The organism is Burkholderia sp. AU45388 (genome assembly GCF_030481585.1).
GTDB lineage: Bacteria > Pseudomonadota > Gammaproteobacteria > Burkholderiales > Burkholderiaceae > Burkholderia > Burkholderia sola.
On the sequence record NZ_JAUJPV010000003.1, the window covers coordinates 256,967 to 273,072 of the forward strand.

At 68.2% G+C, this 16,106-nt stretch carries 16 protein-coding genes and 1 pseudogene; 5 read left to right on the forward strand and 12 right to left on the reverse strand.

Translation table 11 applies throughout. From position 1 onward, the window contains the following. Positions 1 to 304 precede the first annotated feature (304 nt). Both QZM72_RS08640 and QZM72_RS08645 read left to right on the forward strand, forming a co-directional pair. Positions 305 to 2,404, forward strand: coding sequence for a PAS domain S-box protein (locus tag QZM72_RS08640; RefSeq protein ID WP_089469765.1), 2,100 nt, complete (start codon positions 305 to 307; stop codon positions 2,402 to 2,404). Then, entirely contained in the window at positions 2,401 to 3,048 is a 648-nt protein-coding gene (locus QZM72_RS08645) for a response regulator transcription factor (RefSeq protein WP_006479054.1), read from the forward strand. The genes QZM72_RS08640 and QZM72_RS08645 overlap by 4 nt, the downstream gene beginning before the upstream one ends. A gap of 54 nt (positions 3,049 to 3,102) precedes the next feature. On the opposite strand, the gene QZM72_RS08650 is transcribed toward QZM72_RS08645, so the two are convergent. The 7 genes and pseudogenes from QZM72_RS08650 to QZM72_RS08680 form a co-directional block, all read right to left on the reverse strand. Continuing rightward, complete coding sequence (locus QZM72_RS08650; protein WP_301737835.1) at positions 3,103 to 3,507, reverse strand: lysozyme inhibitor LprI family protein; 405 nt, start codon at positions 3,505 to 3,507, stop codon at positions 3,103 to 3,105. Between the two features lie 373 nt (positions 3,508 to 3,880). Continuing rightward, complete coding sequence (locus QZM72_RS08655) at positions 3,881 to 4,210, reverse strand: DUF4148 domain-containing protein (protein WP_089469763.1); 330 nt, start codon at positions 4,208 to 4,210, stop codon at positions 3,881 to 3,883. A gap of 223 nt (positions 4,211 to 4,433) precedes the next feature. Then, positions 4,434 to 4,643, reverse strand: a pseudogene (locus QZM72_RS08660) (pilus assembly protein PilZ); the annotation flags it as partial. Positions 4,644 to 4,754: 111 nt separating this feature from the next. Beyond that, entirely contained in the window at positions 4,755 to 7,340 is a 2,586-nt protein-coding gene (locus QZM72_RS08665) for a penicillin-binding protein 1A (protein WP_301737836.1), read from the reverse strand. Positions 7,341 to 7,517: 177 nt separating this feature from the next. Next, a complete protein-coding gene (gene lhpH, locus QZM72_RS08670; protein ID WP_089469761.1) occupies positions 7,518 to 8,525 on the reverse strand; it encodes a trans-3-hydroxy-L-proline dehydratase in 1,008 nt (335 codons plus the stop codon). A gap of 67 nt (positions 8,526 to 8,592) precedes the next feature. Further along, complete coding sequence (locus QZM72_RS08675) at positions 8,593 to 9,714, reverse strand: branched-chain amino acid ABC transporter substrate-binding protein (protein ID WP_089469760.1); 1,122 nt, start codon at positions 9,712 to 9,714, stop codon at positions 8,593 to 8,595. A 115-nt stretch (positions 9,715 to 9,829) separates the two neighbouring features. Continuing rightward, entirely contained in the window at positions 9,830 to 10,567 is a 738-nt protein-coding gene (locus tag QZM72_RS08680) for a FadR/GntR family transcriptional regulator (protein ID WP_069616537.1), read from the reverse strand. A 264-nt stretch (positions 10,568 to 10,831) separates the two neighbouring features. On the opposite strand from QZM72_RS08680, the gene lhpI reads away from it, so the two are divergent. The 3 genes from lhpI to QZM72_RS08695 all read left to right on the forward strand — a co-directional run bounded on the left by lhpI (position 10,832) and on the right by QZM72_RS08695 (position 13,134). Continuing rightward, positions 10,832 to 11,767, forward strand: a complete 936-nt coding sequence (gene lhpI, locus QZM72_RS08685; protein WP_301737837.1) for a bifunctional Delta(1)-pyrroline-2-carboxylate/Delta(1)-piperideine-2-carboxylate reductase — start codon at positions 10,832 to 10,834, stop codon at positions 11,765 to 11,767. A 169-nt stretch (positions 11,768 to 11,936) separates the two neighbouring features. Continuing rightward, positions 11,937 to 12,341, forward strand: coding sequence for a response regulator transcription factor (locus tag QZM72_RS08690; protein WP_089469758.1), 405 nt, complete (start codon positions 11,937 to 11,939; stop codon positions 12,339 to 12,341). 16 nt (positions 12,342 to 12,357) lie between these two features. After that, positions 12,358 to 13,134, forward strand: a complete 777-nt coding sequence (locus tag QZM72_RS08695; protein ID WP_301737838.1) for a helix-turn-helix domain-containing protein — start codon at positions 12,358 to 12,360, stop codon at positions 13,132 to 13,134. A 28-nt stretch (positions 13,135 to 13,162) separates the two neighbouring features. Here the strand turns inward: QZM72_RS08695 and QZM72_RS08700 are convergent, their stop codons facing one another. From QZM72_RS08700 to QZM72_RS08720, 5 genes are all read right to left on the reverse strand, one after another. After that, positions 13,163 to 13,513, reverse strand: a complete 351-nt coding sequence (locus QZM72_RS08700) for a metal ABC transporter ATPase (RefSeq protein WP_089469756.1) — start codon at positions 13,511 to 13,513, stop codon at positions 13,163 to 13,165. A gap of 152 nt (positions 13,514 to 13,665) precedes the next feature. Further along, a complete protein-coding gene (locus tag QZM72_RS08705) occupies positions 13,666 to 13,905 on the reverse strand; it encodes a hypothetical protein (RefSeq protein ID WP_006479066.1) in 240 nt (79 codons plus the stop codon). 16 nt (positions 13,906 to 13,921) lie between these two features. Beyond that, positions 13,922 to 14,212, reverse strand: coding sequence for a DUF1488 domain-containing protein (locus tag QZM72_RS08710; RefSeq protein ID WP_301737839.1), 291 nt, complete (start codon positions 14,210 to 14,212; stop codon positions 13,922 to 13,924). Positions 14,213 to 14,323: 111 nt separating this feature from the next. Continuing rightward, on the reverse strand, positions 14,324 to 14,722 hold the full coding sequence (locus QZM72_RS08715) for a DUF488 domain-containing protein (RefSeq protein ID WP_301737840.1): 399 nt from the start codon (positions 14,720 to 14,722) through the stop codon (positions 14,324 to 14,326). A gap of 168 nt (positions 14,723 to 14,890) precedes the next feature. Then, positions 14,891 to 16,093 (reverse strand): amino acid aminotransferase, encoded by a 1,203-nt coding sequence (locus tag QZM72_RS08720; RefSeq protein WP_069616531.1) that lies wholly within the window; start codon positions 16,091 to 16,093, stop codon positions 14,891 to 14,893. Positions 16,094 to 16,106: the final 13 nt, after the last annotated feature.

Here is a 16,106-nt window from a genome sequence, read left to right on the forward strand (position 1 = left end):
AGCGCGCGTCGCGCACTTGCGCAACGACGGCCCGTTACCGCGAGCCGGCCCGGTGCCGGCTTGCCTGCCGAACAGTCTGCCCCACGTGCCGACGCGTGCGTTGACGCGCGTCAAGCGTGCCGGCGCGCCCGCTGCTTCACGCCGTTTGCCGCAATTTCAACCGACCCCATTACAAAAAATGTGTAAAACGCGCACAATTTCATCTTGAAAATAGTCGTTGCATGCAGCCGGTGCGAGTTTCCCCCGGTTTTGCCGCGCTTGCCCAAGTGCCCCCGGGCAGCCCGAATAACAGAATGGCCATCGAATGACCGCCAGTGGAACCCCGACGCGGGACGCGCGAGAGCCCACGCGCCTCGAGATCATGTTACGCCAGCCGCTCGCGGCCGGCGTCGTTGCGCTGTGCGCGGGCGCCGTGCTGTCGCTCGGCGTCGCGCTGCTCGTGCGCGAACAGTGGCAAACCGCCGTTCATACGCGTTTCGAACGCCGGACGACGCACGTGACCGCGATGCTGCGGCATGAACTGCAGGCCGGTGTCGCCGTGCTCGAAGGTGCGCGCGGCGCCTTCGGCCTCGTCCCGGACATGACGCCCGGCCAATGGCGCCGGTATGCGGAGACGCTCGATCTCGACAGCGGCCGCTCGCCGGTCCGGCAGATCGGCTATGCGCCGCTGACGCGCGCGGCGCGCGGCGCGCTGGCCGGCGCGAAGCCGCTGCCGGCCGATCCGCTCGCGGCAGCGACGCTCAGCGCCCCCGCCTCGAGCTCGCCGGTCGTGCGCTTCGGCGCGTCCGACGCGGCGCCGCTCACGCGCGCGCTGCGGACCGGCGATATCGCGCTCGGCGTCCACCCTGCCGACGACGATGCCTCCCGCGACGCCCGCACCCTGACGCTGTTCCTGCCCGTGACGACCTCGCCGTTGGCCGCCGCCACGCCGTCCGGCACGCGCGAAGCCGGCGTCGACGGGATGCTGTTCGCGGCGCTGAGCCCGCGGCGCCTGGTCGAGCGCGCGCTCGACGCGGAACGCGGGATCGATCTGTGGATGACCGCCAGCGGCGATTCGCGCGCGATCGTCAGCGTCGAGACGACGACCGACGAAGCGTCGGCGTCGCCCGACCTGATGCGGCGCACCGACCTGCTGAATTTCGGCGGCACCGCGCTGACGCTCGCCTATTCCGCGGACGGCCGGCCGAGCGCGACCGGCGCGCAACGTGCGGCCGGCACCGTGCTCGCCGCCGGGCTGATCGCATCGTTCGGGTTCGCGGCGCTCGTCCATGCGCTGTTGCGCAGCCGCGCCGATGCCGGTGCGAGCAGCCGCGGCATCCTCAACGAGGCGCGGATGATGGGCATCATCCGTTCGTCGATGGAAGCGATCATCACGATCGACGAAAAGCAGACGGTCGTGATCTTCAATCCGATGGCCGAGCAGGTGTTCGGCGTGTCCGCGATGGAGGCGATCGGCGCGCCGCTGTCGCGCTTCATTCCCGAGCGGTTCCGCGCGGCGCACGCGAAACACGTCGACCAGTTCGGCGTGACGGGCGTGTCCGAGCGGCAGATGGGCCGCCAGCGCGTGCTGTTCGGGCTACGGGCCAACGGCGAGGAATTCCCGATCGAAGCATCGATCTCGCAGATCCGCGACGCGTCGGGCAAGCTTTATACGGTGATGCTGCGCGACATCACCGAGCGGCAGCGGGCCGAGAACGCACTGAAGCAATCGCGCGAGGAATTGCGCGAACTGTCGGCGAACCTGCAGAACGTGCGCGAAGAGGAAAAGACCCGCATCGCGCGCGAGCTGCACGACGATCTCGGGCAGCAGCTCACCGCGCTGAAGATGGACCTGTCGGTCGTCGAACAGCAACTGCGCATGCCCGGCCGCGCGCAGCCCGACGGCCTGCAGACACATCTGCAAGGCATGCGGCGGCTGATCGACGCGACAGTCGCGTCGGTGCGGCGCATCGCGGCCGACCTGCGGCCGGTGATGCTCGACGACCTCGGCCTCGTGCCCGCGATCGAATGGCTTGCGAACGATTTCACGAACCGCTACGGGATCGATGTCGAGCGTCACATCGAAACGGGCGGCCTCACGTTCACCAGCACGGGCGCGACCACGCTGTTCCGGATCGTCCAGGAGGCGCTGACGAACGTCGCGCGCCATGCGGATGCGACGCGCGTGACGTTGCGGCTCGACATCGAGGAAGGCTTTTGCGTGCTGCGCGTCGCGGACAACGGCCGCGGCGCGTCGCCCGGCGGTCCGGCCCACGAAGACAAATCATTCGGCCTGATCGGCATTCGCGAACGCGCACACATGCTGGGCGGCACCGTGACCATCGACACCGCGCTCGCACGCGGTTTCTCGATTACCGTCGCGTTTCCGCTCGGCGCCGTTCAACAGGACACGCTCATCACATGATCAAGGTGCTCATCGCCGACGACCATACGCTCGTACGCGACGGTCTGCGGCACATTCTCCAGAACGCCACCGGATTCGAGGTGGCCGGCGAAGCCTTCGACGGCCCGTCGACGATCGCGCTGGTGCGGGCGACGCCCGCGCAGGTGCTCGTGCTCGACCTGTCGATGCCGGGCCGCAACGGCGTCGAACTGATCAAGCAGATCAAGGACGAGAAGCCCGCGCTGCGCGTGCTCGTGCTGACGATGCACGCGGAGCAGCAATACGCGGTGCGTGCGTTCCGCGCGGGCGCGTCCGGCTATCTGACGAAGGAAAGCGCGAGCGCGGAACTGGTCGGCGCGGTCACGAAAGTGGCGTCGGGCGGCGTGTACGTGAGCCTCGCGATGGCCGAGCAGTTCGCGCAGAGCCTGAACGAGCCGGCCGAAACGCTGCCGCATCAGCGGCTGTCCGACCGCGAATTCGACGTGTTCCGGCGGATCGCGGCCGGCCAGACGCTGACCGAGATCGCCAATGCGCTGTGCGTGAGCGCGAAGACGGTCAGCACCTACAAGACCCGGATCCTGGAAAAGATGCAGATGCCGCACGAAGCGGCGCTCGTGCGTTACGCGATGCGGCACAAGCTGCTCGACGAAACGGACGACGTGTAACGGACGACGTATAGCCGGCGTGGTGCGGGCCTCGGCGCGCCCGCTCATGACGCGTTACTTCGCGGGCACCGGGCAAGCGAGGTCGCCCTCCTCGCAGGACAGATAGCCCTTCAGCGTTTCGGTTCGCACTTTGGTCAGATCGTCGAGGCAGGTCGATACGACCATCGGGTACGCACTGCCGCCCTCGGCATTCGCGCTCGAAAAGCGGCATTCGGCGTCGCGGTACGCAATCCACGCACGCTGCGCGTCCACGAGCTTGTCGGCAAGCGGCCGCACGTTGCGCAGGCGCGCGGTGACGGCCTGATAGGTTCGGTTCAGTTCCCCGTCGGATTTCTTGTACGCGCGATCGGCACATGCCGTCATCGTCGCCTGATCCGTCGCGTCCGCGCAGTTCGCCTGCGCATGGGCGACGCTCGTCACCAGCGCCAGCAAGCCCAACAGACCGGTCAAGACACGCATGGATGCTCCTTTGTTGTTCGTTGAAGTGTGGAATCCGGTGCCTTGTTGCGCCCCGTGTGCATGGGCCGCGCTACCGCGGCGACATCGACCGCGATGCTAGCGCACCCGCGGCGGATTGTCAGCGGGTGCGGCGCTGCGAGAGGTGCGACCGTTCACGGCAAGGTGTTACCGAACCGGCGCCGGCCGGCATCCGGCGTTTCGCTTAGCTCATGCGCGCCGCCGAATATCCACGACCGATTCGGCCACCGGAATTCGCGTGGCGGGAATTCGATGAGGAAGACGCAAAAAAGCCCGCACTCGAAACTGAAACGAGTGCGGGCTTTCTCGACAAGCCTTAAAGCCGCGGCCCGAGGACCGCGCCACAACGGCCGGTTTAGTGGCCGAAATACACCGACGAGCGGTCGCTGACGGTCGGCACGACCGCGCGCTGGCCCGACTGCGACGTCGCGACCGGGTTCGAACCGTAGCCGGTTGCGTCGGCTTGTACACCGGTGTTCTGCGCGGCGGCAATCTTGGCCTGGGCGGCCTGGATGTTTTCCGGATAGTTGATCCAGTCGTTCGGGTTGTAGCCGGCCTTTTCGAGCTGAACCAGCTCGGCGCGCACTTGCGCGCGCGTCAGCGGCTGCGGATTCGATTGGGCGAACGAGACGACCGGTGCGGCCACGAGGGCGGCCAGTGCAACTGCCTTGATCAGCGATTTCATGATGCGTTACCTCCAGGATTGTTTTGTCAGGCGCTTCGGACTCGGGGTCGTTGCGCATGAGTAGAAGTCTAGGAGGCCCGACTATCAGGGTAAATACTTAAATCGCAAATTCACTGTTGACGGAAACCGTACAATCTCGCGGGAATAACCCGTTTCATCAGACGATTGTCGACGCTCGCGCACCGAATGCCGCGACTCGGCATCCGGCACGCCCGGCAACGCATCAGCGCAACCGATCGGGATCCGCCGACGCCATCTGCCTGTCGAACAGCAACGCCTTGACGCGCACCCGATCGTCGGGATCGATGTCGCCGAACGCCGCATGATGCAGCGTCAGCGCCGGGGCCGCCGGGTCGGCATGCACGGATCGCACCGTGCACTCGAGCACCAGTTGCTCGACGCGGCAGCCGGTTTCGTAGGGAAGCAGCACGCGCGCGAGTGCGACGTAGTCGGTGGAAAGCCGCATCGGAGAGGCGCGGAGCAACCGCGCGAGCTATCGTGACGACTTGACTACGGCAGCATCGCGCGGATCTGAACGGCTTCGCTACTGCGACGCGCCCGTGGCATCGGGCGCGGCAGGCACCGGCACTGGCGGCGGCGGTGGCGGAGCCGGCACGGCCGACGGGGCGGCGCCGACACCGGCGCTGCTTGCGCTCGTCATGCTGGCGCTAGCCGGCGGCTCTGCGGGCTGCGATGCGCCCGCCGACAGCGCCGCGGCCGACGCGGCCACTTCGGACGCCGGCACCCATTCCTCGACGATGCCGCCGGATGCGGCTTCCGGGCCCGATGCGCCCGAAGCCTCCGACGCCGCGCCTTCGTCGGTCTCGGCCGGGCGCTCGATGCGCTGCGTCCTGACCGGCGCGGGCGCCTTCTTCGGCTCGGGCGGGAACCACGTGTCGAACAGATCGGTCACGCGCTCGCGCAGCGACCCGAACCAGCCCGGCGACGGCTCGGTATCGAATTTCGCCTTCGTATCGACGATCCGGGCGCGCTGCGCGCGCTGGAAGAAGTCGCCGACGATCGGCAGCGCGCTGTGCGCGCCCTGCCCCCAGTAATCGCTGCGCAGCGTCACGCGGCCGTCGTCGAACCCGACCCACGCGCCGGCGACGAGGCCCGGCTGCATCAGGATGAACCAGCCGTCCGCGTTGTCCTGCGTGGTGCCGGTCTTGCCGGCCACGTCGCCGCGGATCCCGAAGCGCGTGCGGATGCTGCCGCCCGTGCCGCGCGTCACGACGTCGCGCATCACGTCGAGCAGCGTCTTGTCGGTCTCGCCATCGAGCGCGCGCTCGGGCGGCGCCGGTGCGTATTCGGCGAGCACCTCGCCCTGGCGATTCTCGATGCGCGTGACCATCTGCGGCTCGACGTACAGCCCGCCGTTGGCGATCGTCGCGTACGACGCGACCATTTCCTTCAGCGTGACCGGGCTCGTGCCGAGCGCGAGCGACGGCACGCGTTCGAGCGGGCTTTCGCGCACGCCCATGTCGCGCGCCAGCCGCGCGACGGCGGCCGGCCCGACCTTCTCCATCACCTGCGCGGTGATCCGGTTGCGCGACAGCGCGATGGCGTCGCGCAGGGTCATCGGCTTGCCCGTGGGCGGCACGTCGTCGTTCGGCCGCCAGATCTCGCCGCCCTTCAGCGGGATCTCGACCGGCTGGTCGATGAACGTATCCTCCGGCTTCATCCCGCTCGCGAACGCGGCACCATAGACGAACGGCTTGAACGTCGAGCCCGGCTGGCGCCGCGCCTGCGCGACGTGGTCGAACGGCTCGCGGGTGAAGTCGCGGCTGCCGACCCACGCGCGGATCTGCCCGTCGCGCGGATCGATCGCGAGGAAGCCGGCCTGCACGTCGGTCTTCGTCTTGCACAGCGCGCGCAGGAAACCGCGGTCGGCCGCGAGCATCTTCATCGCCGCCGCGTCGTCCTTGCCGGCGTCCTGCGCGGCCTTGTACTCGGGCGATTCGCGCATGAAGGTGCGGAACACCTCGTTGTCGGTGCCGCAGCCGTCGCGGCCGCTCCATGCGTTGTTCGCGATGCCCTGCAACTGATTGCCGTGCTGCGTCAGCGCCTGCGTCGCCATCTGCTGAAGCCGCGCGTCGATCGTCGTGCGCACGATCAGCCCGTCCGAGTAGATGTTGTAGTCGTTGCGGTCGGCCCACGCGATCAGCCACTTGCGCAACTGCTGCGCGAAATGCGGCGCGGGCCCGGGCGGCTCCTTCTGGCGCTCGAAATCGATGCGCAGCGGCCGGCGCTGCAACTGTGCGAACTGCGCCGGCGACAGCTTGCCGTACTTCACCATCTGGCCGAGCACCGTGTTGCGCCGCTGCAGCGCGCGCTCGGGGTTCAGCACCGGGTTGTAGTAGCTGTTGCCCTTCAGCATCCCGACGAGCGTGGCGCTGTCGAGCACGTCGAGTTCGTCGGCCGACTTGTCGAAATAGGTGCGCGCGGCCATCTCGACGCCATACGCGTTGTACAGGAACGGCACCGTGTTCAGGTAAGTCTCGAGGATCTGGTCCTTGCTGTAGACGGCCTCGATCTTCAGCGCGGTGATCGCCTCCTTCACCTTGCGCGTGAGCGTCGGCGCGCGGCCGATCTCGTCCGGATACAGGTTGCGCGCGAGCTGCTGCGTGATGGTGGAGCCGCCCTGGCGGCTGCCCGAGAACGTATGGAGCGCGGCCGACGCGGTGCGCTTCCAGTCGAGACCGTGGTGTTCGTAGAAGCGGTGATCCTCGGTCGCGATCAGCGCGTCGACCATGTGCGGCGAGATCTGCTTGAGCGACACCCATTCGCGGTTCGACGGCTTGAATTCGGCCAGCAGCTTGCCGTCGGCGGACAGCACCTGCGCGGGCTGGTCGACGCGCGCCTTTCGGATGTCGCCGATGCCCGGCGTGAACGGGATGAGCACGACCACGTACACCGCGAACAACGCCGGCACCGCGGCGGCCGCGAGCAGCGCGCCGCGGCGCGTCGGATGGCGGACATGGCGCCACGCGGTGGCGGCGAGAGGCTTGACCCGCGCGACGGCGGCCGCCGCGACGGGTTGGGCGCGCGCGACCCATCTGGCACACAAGGTACGCACTGACGACACGTTTCGGCGATTCACGCGGGTGGAGCTCGGCTGAAAAGGCTGCATCGTACCAAACTCGCGCGGCCGGCCGACCCGCGGCGGCCCCGGGCCGGCACACGCGGTGCGGAATGACGACGGCGCTCACGAAGCAAAAAAGGCGCGTGCCCGGCAACCGGAGCGACGCGCCAAACCTGGTACGACACCCTGAACGCCGCGCGACGGCTGCGCGAGCGGCGCTGCGGCTCAGCGCACGAGAAATCCGTACGTGAGCGGATCGCGCTCGTCGACGATCCAGTTCGCGAACCCGCAGATATGCGCGCTGCCTTCCACTTCCGGGATCACGGCCGCAATGTCGCCGACCGTCGTTTCGCGCAGCACGCGGCCCTTGAAAACCGTGCCGACGATCGATTCGTTGACGAGCGTGTCGCCCGCCGCGAGCAGCCCGCGCTGGTAGAGCTGCGCGACGCGCCCGCCGGTGCCGGAACCGGTCGGCGAGCGGTCGACCTCGCGATCCGCGAACACGCAGCAGTTCGCCTGCGTCGAACCCGCATGGCGCGGCGCGTTCGCGATGATCGTGCCGTAGATATGGTTGATTTCCGGGATCTCCGGATGCACGACCGGATACGTCGCGTTCGCGGCGGCCTTCACTTCCGCGCCGAAGCGGATCAGCTTCTCGACCGCCGATTCGCGCACCGGCAGGTCGAACGGTGCGCCGTCGACGTAGAAATAGAACGCGCCGCCATACGCGATGTCGCCGGTCACGGTGCCGAACGACGGCGTGTCGACCGACACGTCGCGCCGCCAGATGAACGACGGCACGTTGACGAAGCGCACGGGCCCCGCATGCTCGCCGTCCCACTGGACGAACGCCTCGATGAAGCCGCACGGCGCGTCGATGCCGACCCGCGTCTCGGGCACCGTGCGCTGCACCCAGCCGAGCTCGACGGCCGCCGTCGACAGCGCGATCACGCCGTGTCCGCAATGGTCGCTGTAGCCTTCGTTGTGCACGAAGATCACGCCGAAATCGGCATTTGGCGACACGGGCTCGGTCAGATAGCCGCCGTACATGTCGGCATGGCCGCGCGGTTCGAACATCAGCGCGCGGCGGATCTCGTCGGCGTTCTCCTTGAGCCACGCGCGGCGCTGGACGATCGTGTCGCCGGGCAGCCGCGGCAATCCGCTCGTGACGATGCGAAACGCCTCGCCGCCGGTGTGCACTTCGACGGTGGACAGGGATCGGGAAATTTTCATGGGAAATCGAATGCGTTGAAACGAAGGACGGCGGCCGGGCCGCCGTCCGGTAACGGGCGTACGGCAATTACTTCGCGTACGGTACCGGCAGCCCGTTGCGAATCACGTAGACGGTGGTCGGCGCGCCTTTCAGGTCGCCGTTCGCGTCGAACGAGTAGGTGCCGGCCACGCCCGCGTAGTTCGACTTCGCCAACTGCGCGATCAGCTTCGCCTTGTCGGTGGTCGTGCCGGCCTTGACCATCGCGTCGGCGAGCAGCTTCACGCCGTCGTAGTAGTTGACGCCGTAGACCTGCGTATCCGTGTGATAGGTGTCGTGGTACTTCTTCAGGAATTCGCGCCCGGCCGGCGTCTTCTCGAGCGCGACGCCGCCCTGCGCGCAATAGACGATCGACGCGGCCTCGCCCGCGACCTTGCCCATGTCGGCCGAACAGATGCCGTCGCCGCCGAGCAGCTTCGCCCGCAAGCCGCGCTGCTTCATCTGCTTGGCCATCGGCGCGCCCTGCGCCGCATAGCCGCCGAGGAAGATCACGTCGGGGTTGGCCGCCTTGATCTTGGTGAGAATGCCGAGGAAATCGCTGGCCGACGAATTCGTGTATTCCTGGTCGACGATCTTGATCCCGTTCGCCTTCGCGACGTTCATGAACTGCTCGGCGACGCCCTGCCCATACGCGGTGCGATCGTCGATCACGGCGGCGGTTTTCGCGTTCAGCGTCTTCGCGGCGAACGTGGCCATCGTGCCGCCGAGCTGCTCGTCGCTCGCGCCGATCCGGAAGATGTTCCTGAAGCCCTGCCTGGTCAGCGCCGGGTTCGACGCGACCGGCAGGATCGGCACGCCGGCGGTCGAATACACGCGCGACGCGGGGATCGCGACGCCCGAGTTGTATGGCCCGAGCACGGCGACGACGCCTTTGTCGACGAGGTTCTGCGCGACCTGCACGCCGGCCTTCGGATCGGCCTGGTCGTCTTCGGAGACCAGTTTGAAGGTCACGGTCTTCCCGCCGACCTTCACGCCGGCCTTGTTGAGCTCGTCGATCGCCAGTCGCGCGCCGTTTTCGTTGTCCTTGCCGTTGGCGGCCTGCGGACCCGTGAGCGGCGCCGAATGGCCGATCGTCACGACTTCCTGCGCATGAGCGGAAGTCAGCGCGCCGGCGGCAACGGCCACCGAGAGCGCGGTCACGAGGTGTCGCATGATGCCTCCTGATTGGTTTTGTGTGAAACCAATGTAGGACACGTGTGGTTACATCGCAAGCAATTTCAAAATAATTATCAGGATTTTGGTCACGTTAAAGACCAAATCACGCCCTTCACTTCGGCGCAATGTCGCGCCGCACGCGGCGAATGTGCTGTTCGACATAGAATGCGGCCGCATCGGCATCCCCGGACACGATCGCCTCGTAGATCAACCGATGCTCGGACACGTAGAGCCGGATCCGGCCCGCGTCGTAGATGCCGTCGTCCTTCAGCCGCTTCCACAGCGGCTGATCCATCGTCTTCGCGACCTCGTCCGCGATCTTCACGATCAGCGCGTCGCCGGTCATCAGCGCGAGCTGCCGGTGGAACAGCCGGTCGCTCTCGTTCCACAGTGCGCGCTGGTGCGGATCGTCGACGTCGGTGATGGTTTCCATCTGCGCGAGATAGCGCTCGGCGCCGGGGTCGGCGCGGCCGTGGGCGGCCGCGAGGCGCGCGATCGCGGGCTCGAGGATCAGCCGCACGTCGAGCGTCGACGTCGGGCTGAAGTCGGCCTCGGATGCCGCGTGCGCGTCGCCGCGCTGCGCGAGCACGTCGAGCGGCGCCGCGACGACGTAAGTGCCCGAATTGCGCTTCGTGAACACGAGCCCTTCGTTCTGCAGCGCGCCGAGCGCTTCGCGCACGGCCGGCCGGCCGACCTGGAACAGCGCCGCGAGCTCGCGCTCGGACGGCAACCGCGACTCGGCCGCGTAGCGCCCCGCGCGGATCTCGTCGCGGATCTTTTCGGCTACCTGCTCGTAGATCTGCAGCGGCCTGAAACCGCCTTCGAGTGAGTCGGGACGCGCGGACATCATCGGTTGGCTCCTGCCCGTTCGCGGGCGTGGATCTGGAATGGGTTCGCACTATACCGGAGCGGCGCGGGCAGCGCGGCAGCGGCGAACGTTTTGGCCAGATATTAGAACCAAAATCCCCGACGTGCTTTATTTTCTGGGTTGCCGACGCGCCAGCAAGTGGTATAGATTCGATCCACACTGCCCTGTGTCACGGTATCCGGCAGACCTGCGGCGGCCGCGGCATGCGTCCGCCGCCCACGCTCACCGACGCCCACGACGGACACGATGACCGCCTTTTCCCCGATTCCCGTTTTCGATGCGGCCGACACGGCCGCGCTGCTCGACTACCCGTCGCTGCTCGCCACGCTCAGGCAAGCGGTCGTCGACTATGCGGCGGGCGATATCGTCAGCCCCGAACGCCTGGTCGTGCCGCTGCAACGCGGCGGCGTGATGCTGTCGATGCCGTCGAGCGCCCACGACCTGGCGAGCCACAAGCTCGTGAACGTATGTCCCGGCAACGGCGCGCGCGGGCTGCCGACGATCCTCGGGCAAGTGACCGCGTACGATGCGACGACTGGCGAAATGCGCTTCGCGCTTGACGGCCCGACCGTCACCGGCCGCCGCACGGCGGCGATCACCGCGCTCGGCATCCAGGCGCTGCATGGCACCGCGCCGCGCGACATCCTGCTGATCGGCACCGGCAAGCAGGCGGCCAATCACGCGGAAGCGCTCGCGGCGATCTTCCCTGACGCGCGCCTTCACGTGCGTGGCACGAGCGCGGACAGCGCGGCCGCCTTCTGCGCCGCCCATCGCGCGCATGCGCCGCGGCTCGCGCCGCTCGACGGCGACGCGATTCCCGACGCGATCGACGCGATCGTCACGCTGACGACGAGCCGCACGCCCGTCTACCGCGAAGCGGCGCGCGAAGGCCGGCTCGTGGTCGGCGTCGGCGCGTTCACCGCGGATGCCGCCGAGATCGACGCGAGCACGGTGCGGAGCAGCCGGCTCGTCGTCGACGATCCGGCCGGCGCGCGCCACGAAGCCGGCGACCTGATCGTCGCGCAGGTCGACTGGCAGCACGTCGCGTCGCTCGCCGACGTGCTGAACGGCACCTTCGCCCGCGGCGGCCCGCTGCTGTTCAAGAGCGTCGGCTGCGCCGCGTGGGATCTGGCCGCGTGCCGCGCCGCGCGCGACGCACTGGCCGCGCGCGAGGCCGGCTGACCCGGCCGCCCAGTCGTTCGCGCCGCTCGCGCGGCATCGCATCGTCGGATTCATACCGGCGATTTCCCGTACGCGGTGTAGGAAACGCCCTACACCGCGTCGAAGCGGCCTACATGAAGTTCCAATTCGGCCGATTTCAATTTCGGCGGCGCAACACGATACTGCCCGCATGAATGCCAGCCTGTCCCCCGCCGCACTCAGGGTGTTTCTCGTCGATCACGCGGTTGCCGTCCGCCAGCGGATCGCGCTGCTCGTCGGCGCGATCCGCGGCGTCGCCGTCGTGGGCGAAGCGGAAGACGGACAGGACGCGTGGACGCTTATCCGCATCAGCCGCGCGGACGTGGTGATCGTCGACGTGCGGCTCGCGGACGGCAGCGGTCTCGACCTGATCGGGATGCTGTCGAAGGCCGCGCCGCGCATCGTCACGATCGTGCTGACGAACCACTCGGCGCCGGCATTCAGAGAGGCATGCGCGACGGCGGGAGCCGACTACTTCTTCGACAAGACCGTCGAATTCGACGCCGCATGCCGTGTCATCGAATCCCTGGTGCACGCTCGCGTGCGCCGCCCCTGACGAGCCGGAGCGCCTCATGTCCACCGCCACCGCCTTCGCCGACGTGTCCGTCGTACCCCGGCCAACGATTCCGCTGCGCCCGGTCGCGCGCGCCGATACCGCCAAGCACCCGGCCGCACGCTGCTCGGCCTGCGCGATGCGCTCGATGTGCCTGCCGCCGCAGCTGACGCCCGCCGAATACGGCCGCCTCGACGCGATCATCTGCACGACGCGGCAGGTTCGCCAGGGCGACGCGCTGTTCCGCACCGACGATCCGTTCCAGAGCATCTATGCGGTGCGCGCGGGTTCGTTCAAGACGGTGATGATGCATCGCGACGGCCGCGAGCACGTGACGGGCTTCCAGATCGCCGGCGAAACGCTCGGGATGGACGGCATCGGCGGCGGCCAGCACTGCTGCGACGCGATCGCGCTGGAAGACAGCGTGGTGTGCATCATCCCGTTCGCCGCGCTCGAAGCGGCGTGCCGCGAGATCAAGCCGATGCAGCACTTCCTCTACCAGATGCTGAGCAGCGAGATCGTTCGCGAATCGAGCCAGATGCTGTTGCTCGGCACGATGTCGGCCGAGCAGCGCGTCGCGCATTTCCTGCTGAACCTGTCGTCGCGGTTCGAGGCGCGCGGCTATTCGGCGACCGAATTCAACCTGCGGATGACGCGCGAGGAAATCGGCTGCTATCTCGGGATGAAGCTCGAAACCGTCAGCCGGATGTTCTCGCGGTTCCATCGCGACGCGCTCGTCGAAACGCGCGGCAAGCGCGTGCGCATCATCGACGCGCAAGCGCTCGCGCGGGTCTGACGCACGGCGCCGGACGGCCGGCGCGGCGTCACCGCGTCGCGTCGCCTGTCGCCGCGTCGCGCAGCGCGACCGTGGCGGCGCCTGCCTGCCACGCGAGCAGCGCCCGTTCGGCCTGCGCGAACGCGCGACGCAATGCGTCGTCCACGTCGGCCCCGACGCACGGCGGCAGCGACCGGAGCGTCGCGTCGCGCATCACCAGGTCCAGCCGCACGTCGTACCGGTGCGCGCCATCGGCCGCCGCGCGCGATTCGATCGCGAGATGGCAACCGTCGATCAGCGCGCGAAACCGTTCGAGTCGCACCAGTTGCGCGCCGGCTTCGGCCTCGACCGCAGCCGAACCCGTGAATCCGAGGCAGGCGATCTGCATGCCCACGCCCATGTCGTCTCTCCTGACGGGGCCGCCCGCTCGTCGACCGCCTTGCATGTACCGTCCGCCTCACGATGGGCGGCACGTGTTTCCCGTGGCGCGGCGCGCATTCTTCGATCGCTGCCGGCCGATAGTCTGCCCGCGCCGCGCTGGCGCGGGGCCGTTCATACGTTGAAGGTCTGCGACGCCTTCATCTCGATCCACGTCATGCCGGCTCGCAGCCCTTCGATCATCGCCTCGCGCTCCGTCGGATACGCGTGGCTGTGCTCGAACGTATGATGAAACCGCGCGGCGCCGGCGCCGTGCTCGACCGACACGCGGCAGCGGAATTCGCCCGATTCGCACGGGCGCGTCTCCACTTCGACCGACCAGTCGCGTTCGTGAATGTTGCCCTGCAGTGTCATGCGCCCTCCTGCGGTATCAGCCTTCGAGCCGGAAGTGCCCGCTATGCAGCAGCACCGGCCGGCCGCCGATTTCCTCCAGCATTCGCCGGGCCATCGCCTCGATGGCCGACCGATGCGCGTCGAATGCGCCCAGCAGATCGCGTTCGAGCAGCGACCGCGCGCCGAAATGGTCTTCCAGCGCCTCGGCCGTGACCGCGCACTGGACGCAACGCCCGTCGACCAGCGCCGAAAACGCGACGACCAGATCGCGCGCGCAGTATTCCGGCGGTTCGGGCGGGAAAACGATGTGCATTTGTCGGCCTGTCATCGTCGTGATGGCTCCATGACGAGAGCATAGTGGCGCGCGCGGCCGCGCGCTTGATTCACGTCAATCGGTTCGCTGCGCCGCACGATCACGGTGCGGCGCCGCGCCGCCGCTTCAGCCGGCGTCGGGCTCGATCGCCGCGCCGCGCGCCGCGAGCAGTTCGCGCAGCACGCCGCGGTGGCAATGGTTTTCGTCGTCGCAGTAGCAGCCGATCGCGAACGCGGTCGTCGCCGACAGCGCGGCCAGCAGATCCAGCACCTTCGCCGCGTCGCCGTGCGCCATCTCCGCGCGAAAGTGGCGCTTGAACGCGTTCCATTCGGCGTCGGTTTCGGCGGCCTGCGCCTGTGCGACGAGTTCGGGGCTCGGCGACAGCGTCGGCAACCATACGTCATAGTAGTCGCGAGACGCGAATTCCGCCTTCGGTACGCCGCGCGGCGGCCGCCGCACCGTGCCGATCCGCAGGCCCTCGCCGGCCGCGCGCGGCGTGCCGAGCTGGATGATCCGGATGCCCATGTCGCTCCTCTGCCTCCCTGTCCCGCATGCGATCCCGTGATCGTACCGCCGCGCCTGCCCATGCGTCAGCCGGGCATCGCACATGACCGCGGCCGCCCAACAAAAAACCGGCTGCGCCCGCGACGGGACACAGCCGGTTCTTCATCTTGGCGCGCCGCCGCGCCGCGCTCAGACGCCGCTCTTCAGCACCTTGCCGATCGCATCCGCGACGATGCCGACGTTCGAGTCGTTCAGGCCCGCCACGCACATCCGGCCCGAACGCAGAATGTACACGCCGTGCACCTCGCGCAGCGCGTCGACCTGCGATTCGGTCAGGCCCGTGTACGTGAACATCCCGCGCTGCTTCACGTAGCGCGTGAGCGCTTCGCCGCTCACGTGGTCGCGCAGGCCGTCATGGATCGACTGGCGCATCCGCGCGATGCGGCGGCACATCGCCGACAGTTCCTCTTCCCACTGCTTGCGCAGCGCCGGCGTGCCGAGCACGGCCGCGACGACTTTCGCGCCATAGGTCTGCGGATTGCTGTAGTTCGAACGCACGGCGCCGGCCAATTGGCCGAGCACGCGCTCGGCCGCGGCCGCGTCCTCGCAGACGACGCTCAGGCCGCCCACGCGCTCGCCATACAGCGAGAAGTTCTTCGAGAACGAGTTCGCGACGAGCGTCGGCACGCCGCGGCGGGCCAGCTCGCGCACCGCGAACGCGTCCGCGTCGAGGCCCGCGCCGAAGCCCTGGTACGCCATGTCGACGAACGGCAGCAGCCCGCGCGCCTCGATCACGTCGATCAGCTTCTCCCACTGGCCTTCGTCGAGATCGACGCCGGTCGGGTTGTGGCAGCACGCGTGCAGCAGCACGATGCTGCGCGCCGGCAGCGCGTCGATCGCCGCGAGCATCGCGTCGAACTTCAGGCCGCCCGTGGCTTCGTCGTAGTACGGATACGTGTTCACCGTGAAGCCGGCGCGCTCGAAGATGAAGCGATGGTTTTCCCAGCTCGGATCGCTGAGCCATACCTGCGAATCCGGGAAATAGCGCTTCAGGAAATCGGCGCCCACCTTCAGCGCGCCCGAGCCGCCGAGCGTCTGCAGCGTCGCGATGCGGCCGGCCGCGCGGGCCGGATGATCGGCGCCGAACACGAGCGATTGCACGGCGTCGCGATATGCGGCCAGGCCGACCATCGGCAGGTACGGCTTCGGGCCGCTGTCGCGCTGCAGCGCGGTTTCGGCTTCGCGCACCGCGCCCAGCACCGGAATCCGGCCTTCGGCGTCGAAATAGATCCCGATGCTCAGGTTGACCTTCTGGTCGCGCGGATCTTTCTGGAAGTTCTCGTTGAGCGTCAGAATCGGGTCGCCCGGGTACGCATCGATGTGTTCGAACATGGCTTGAGTCGGT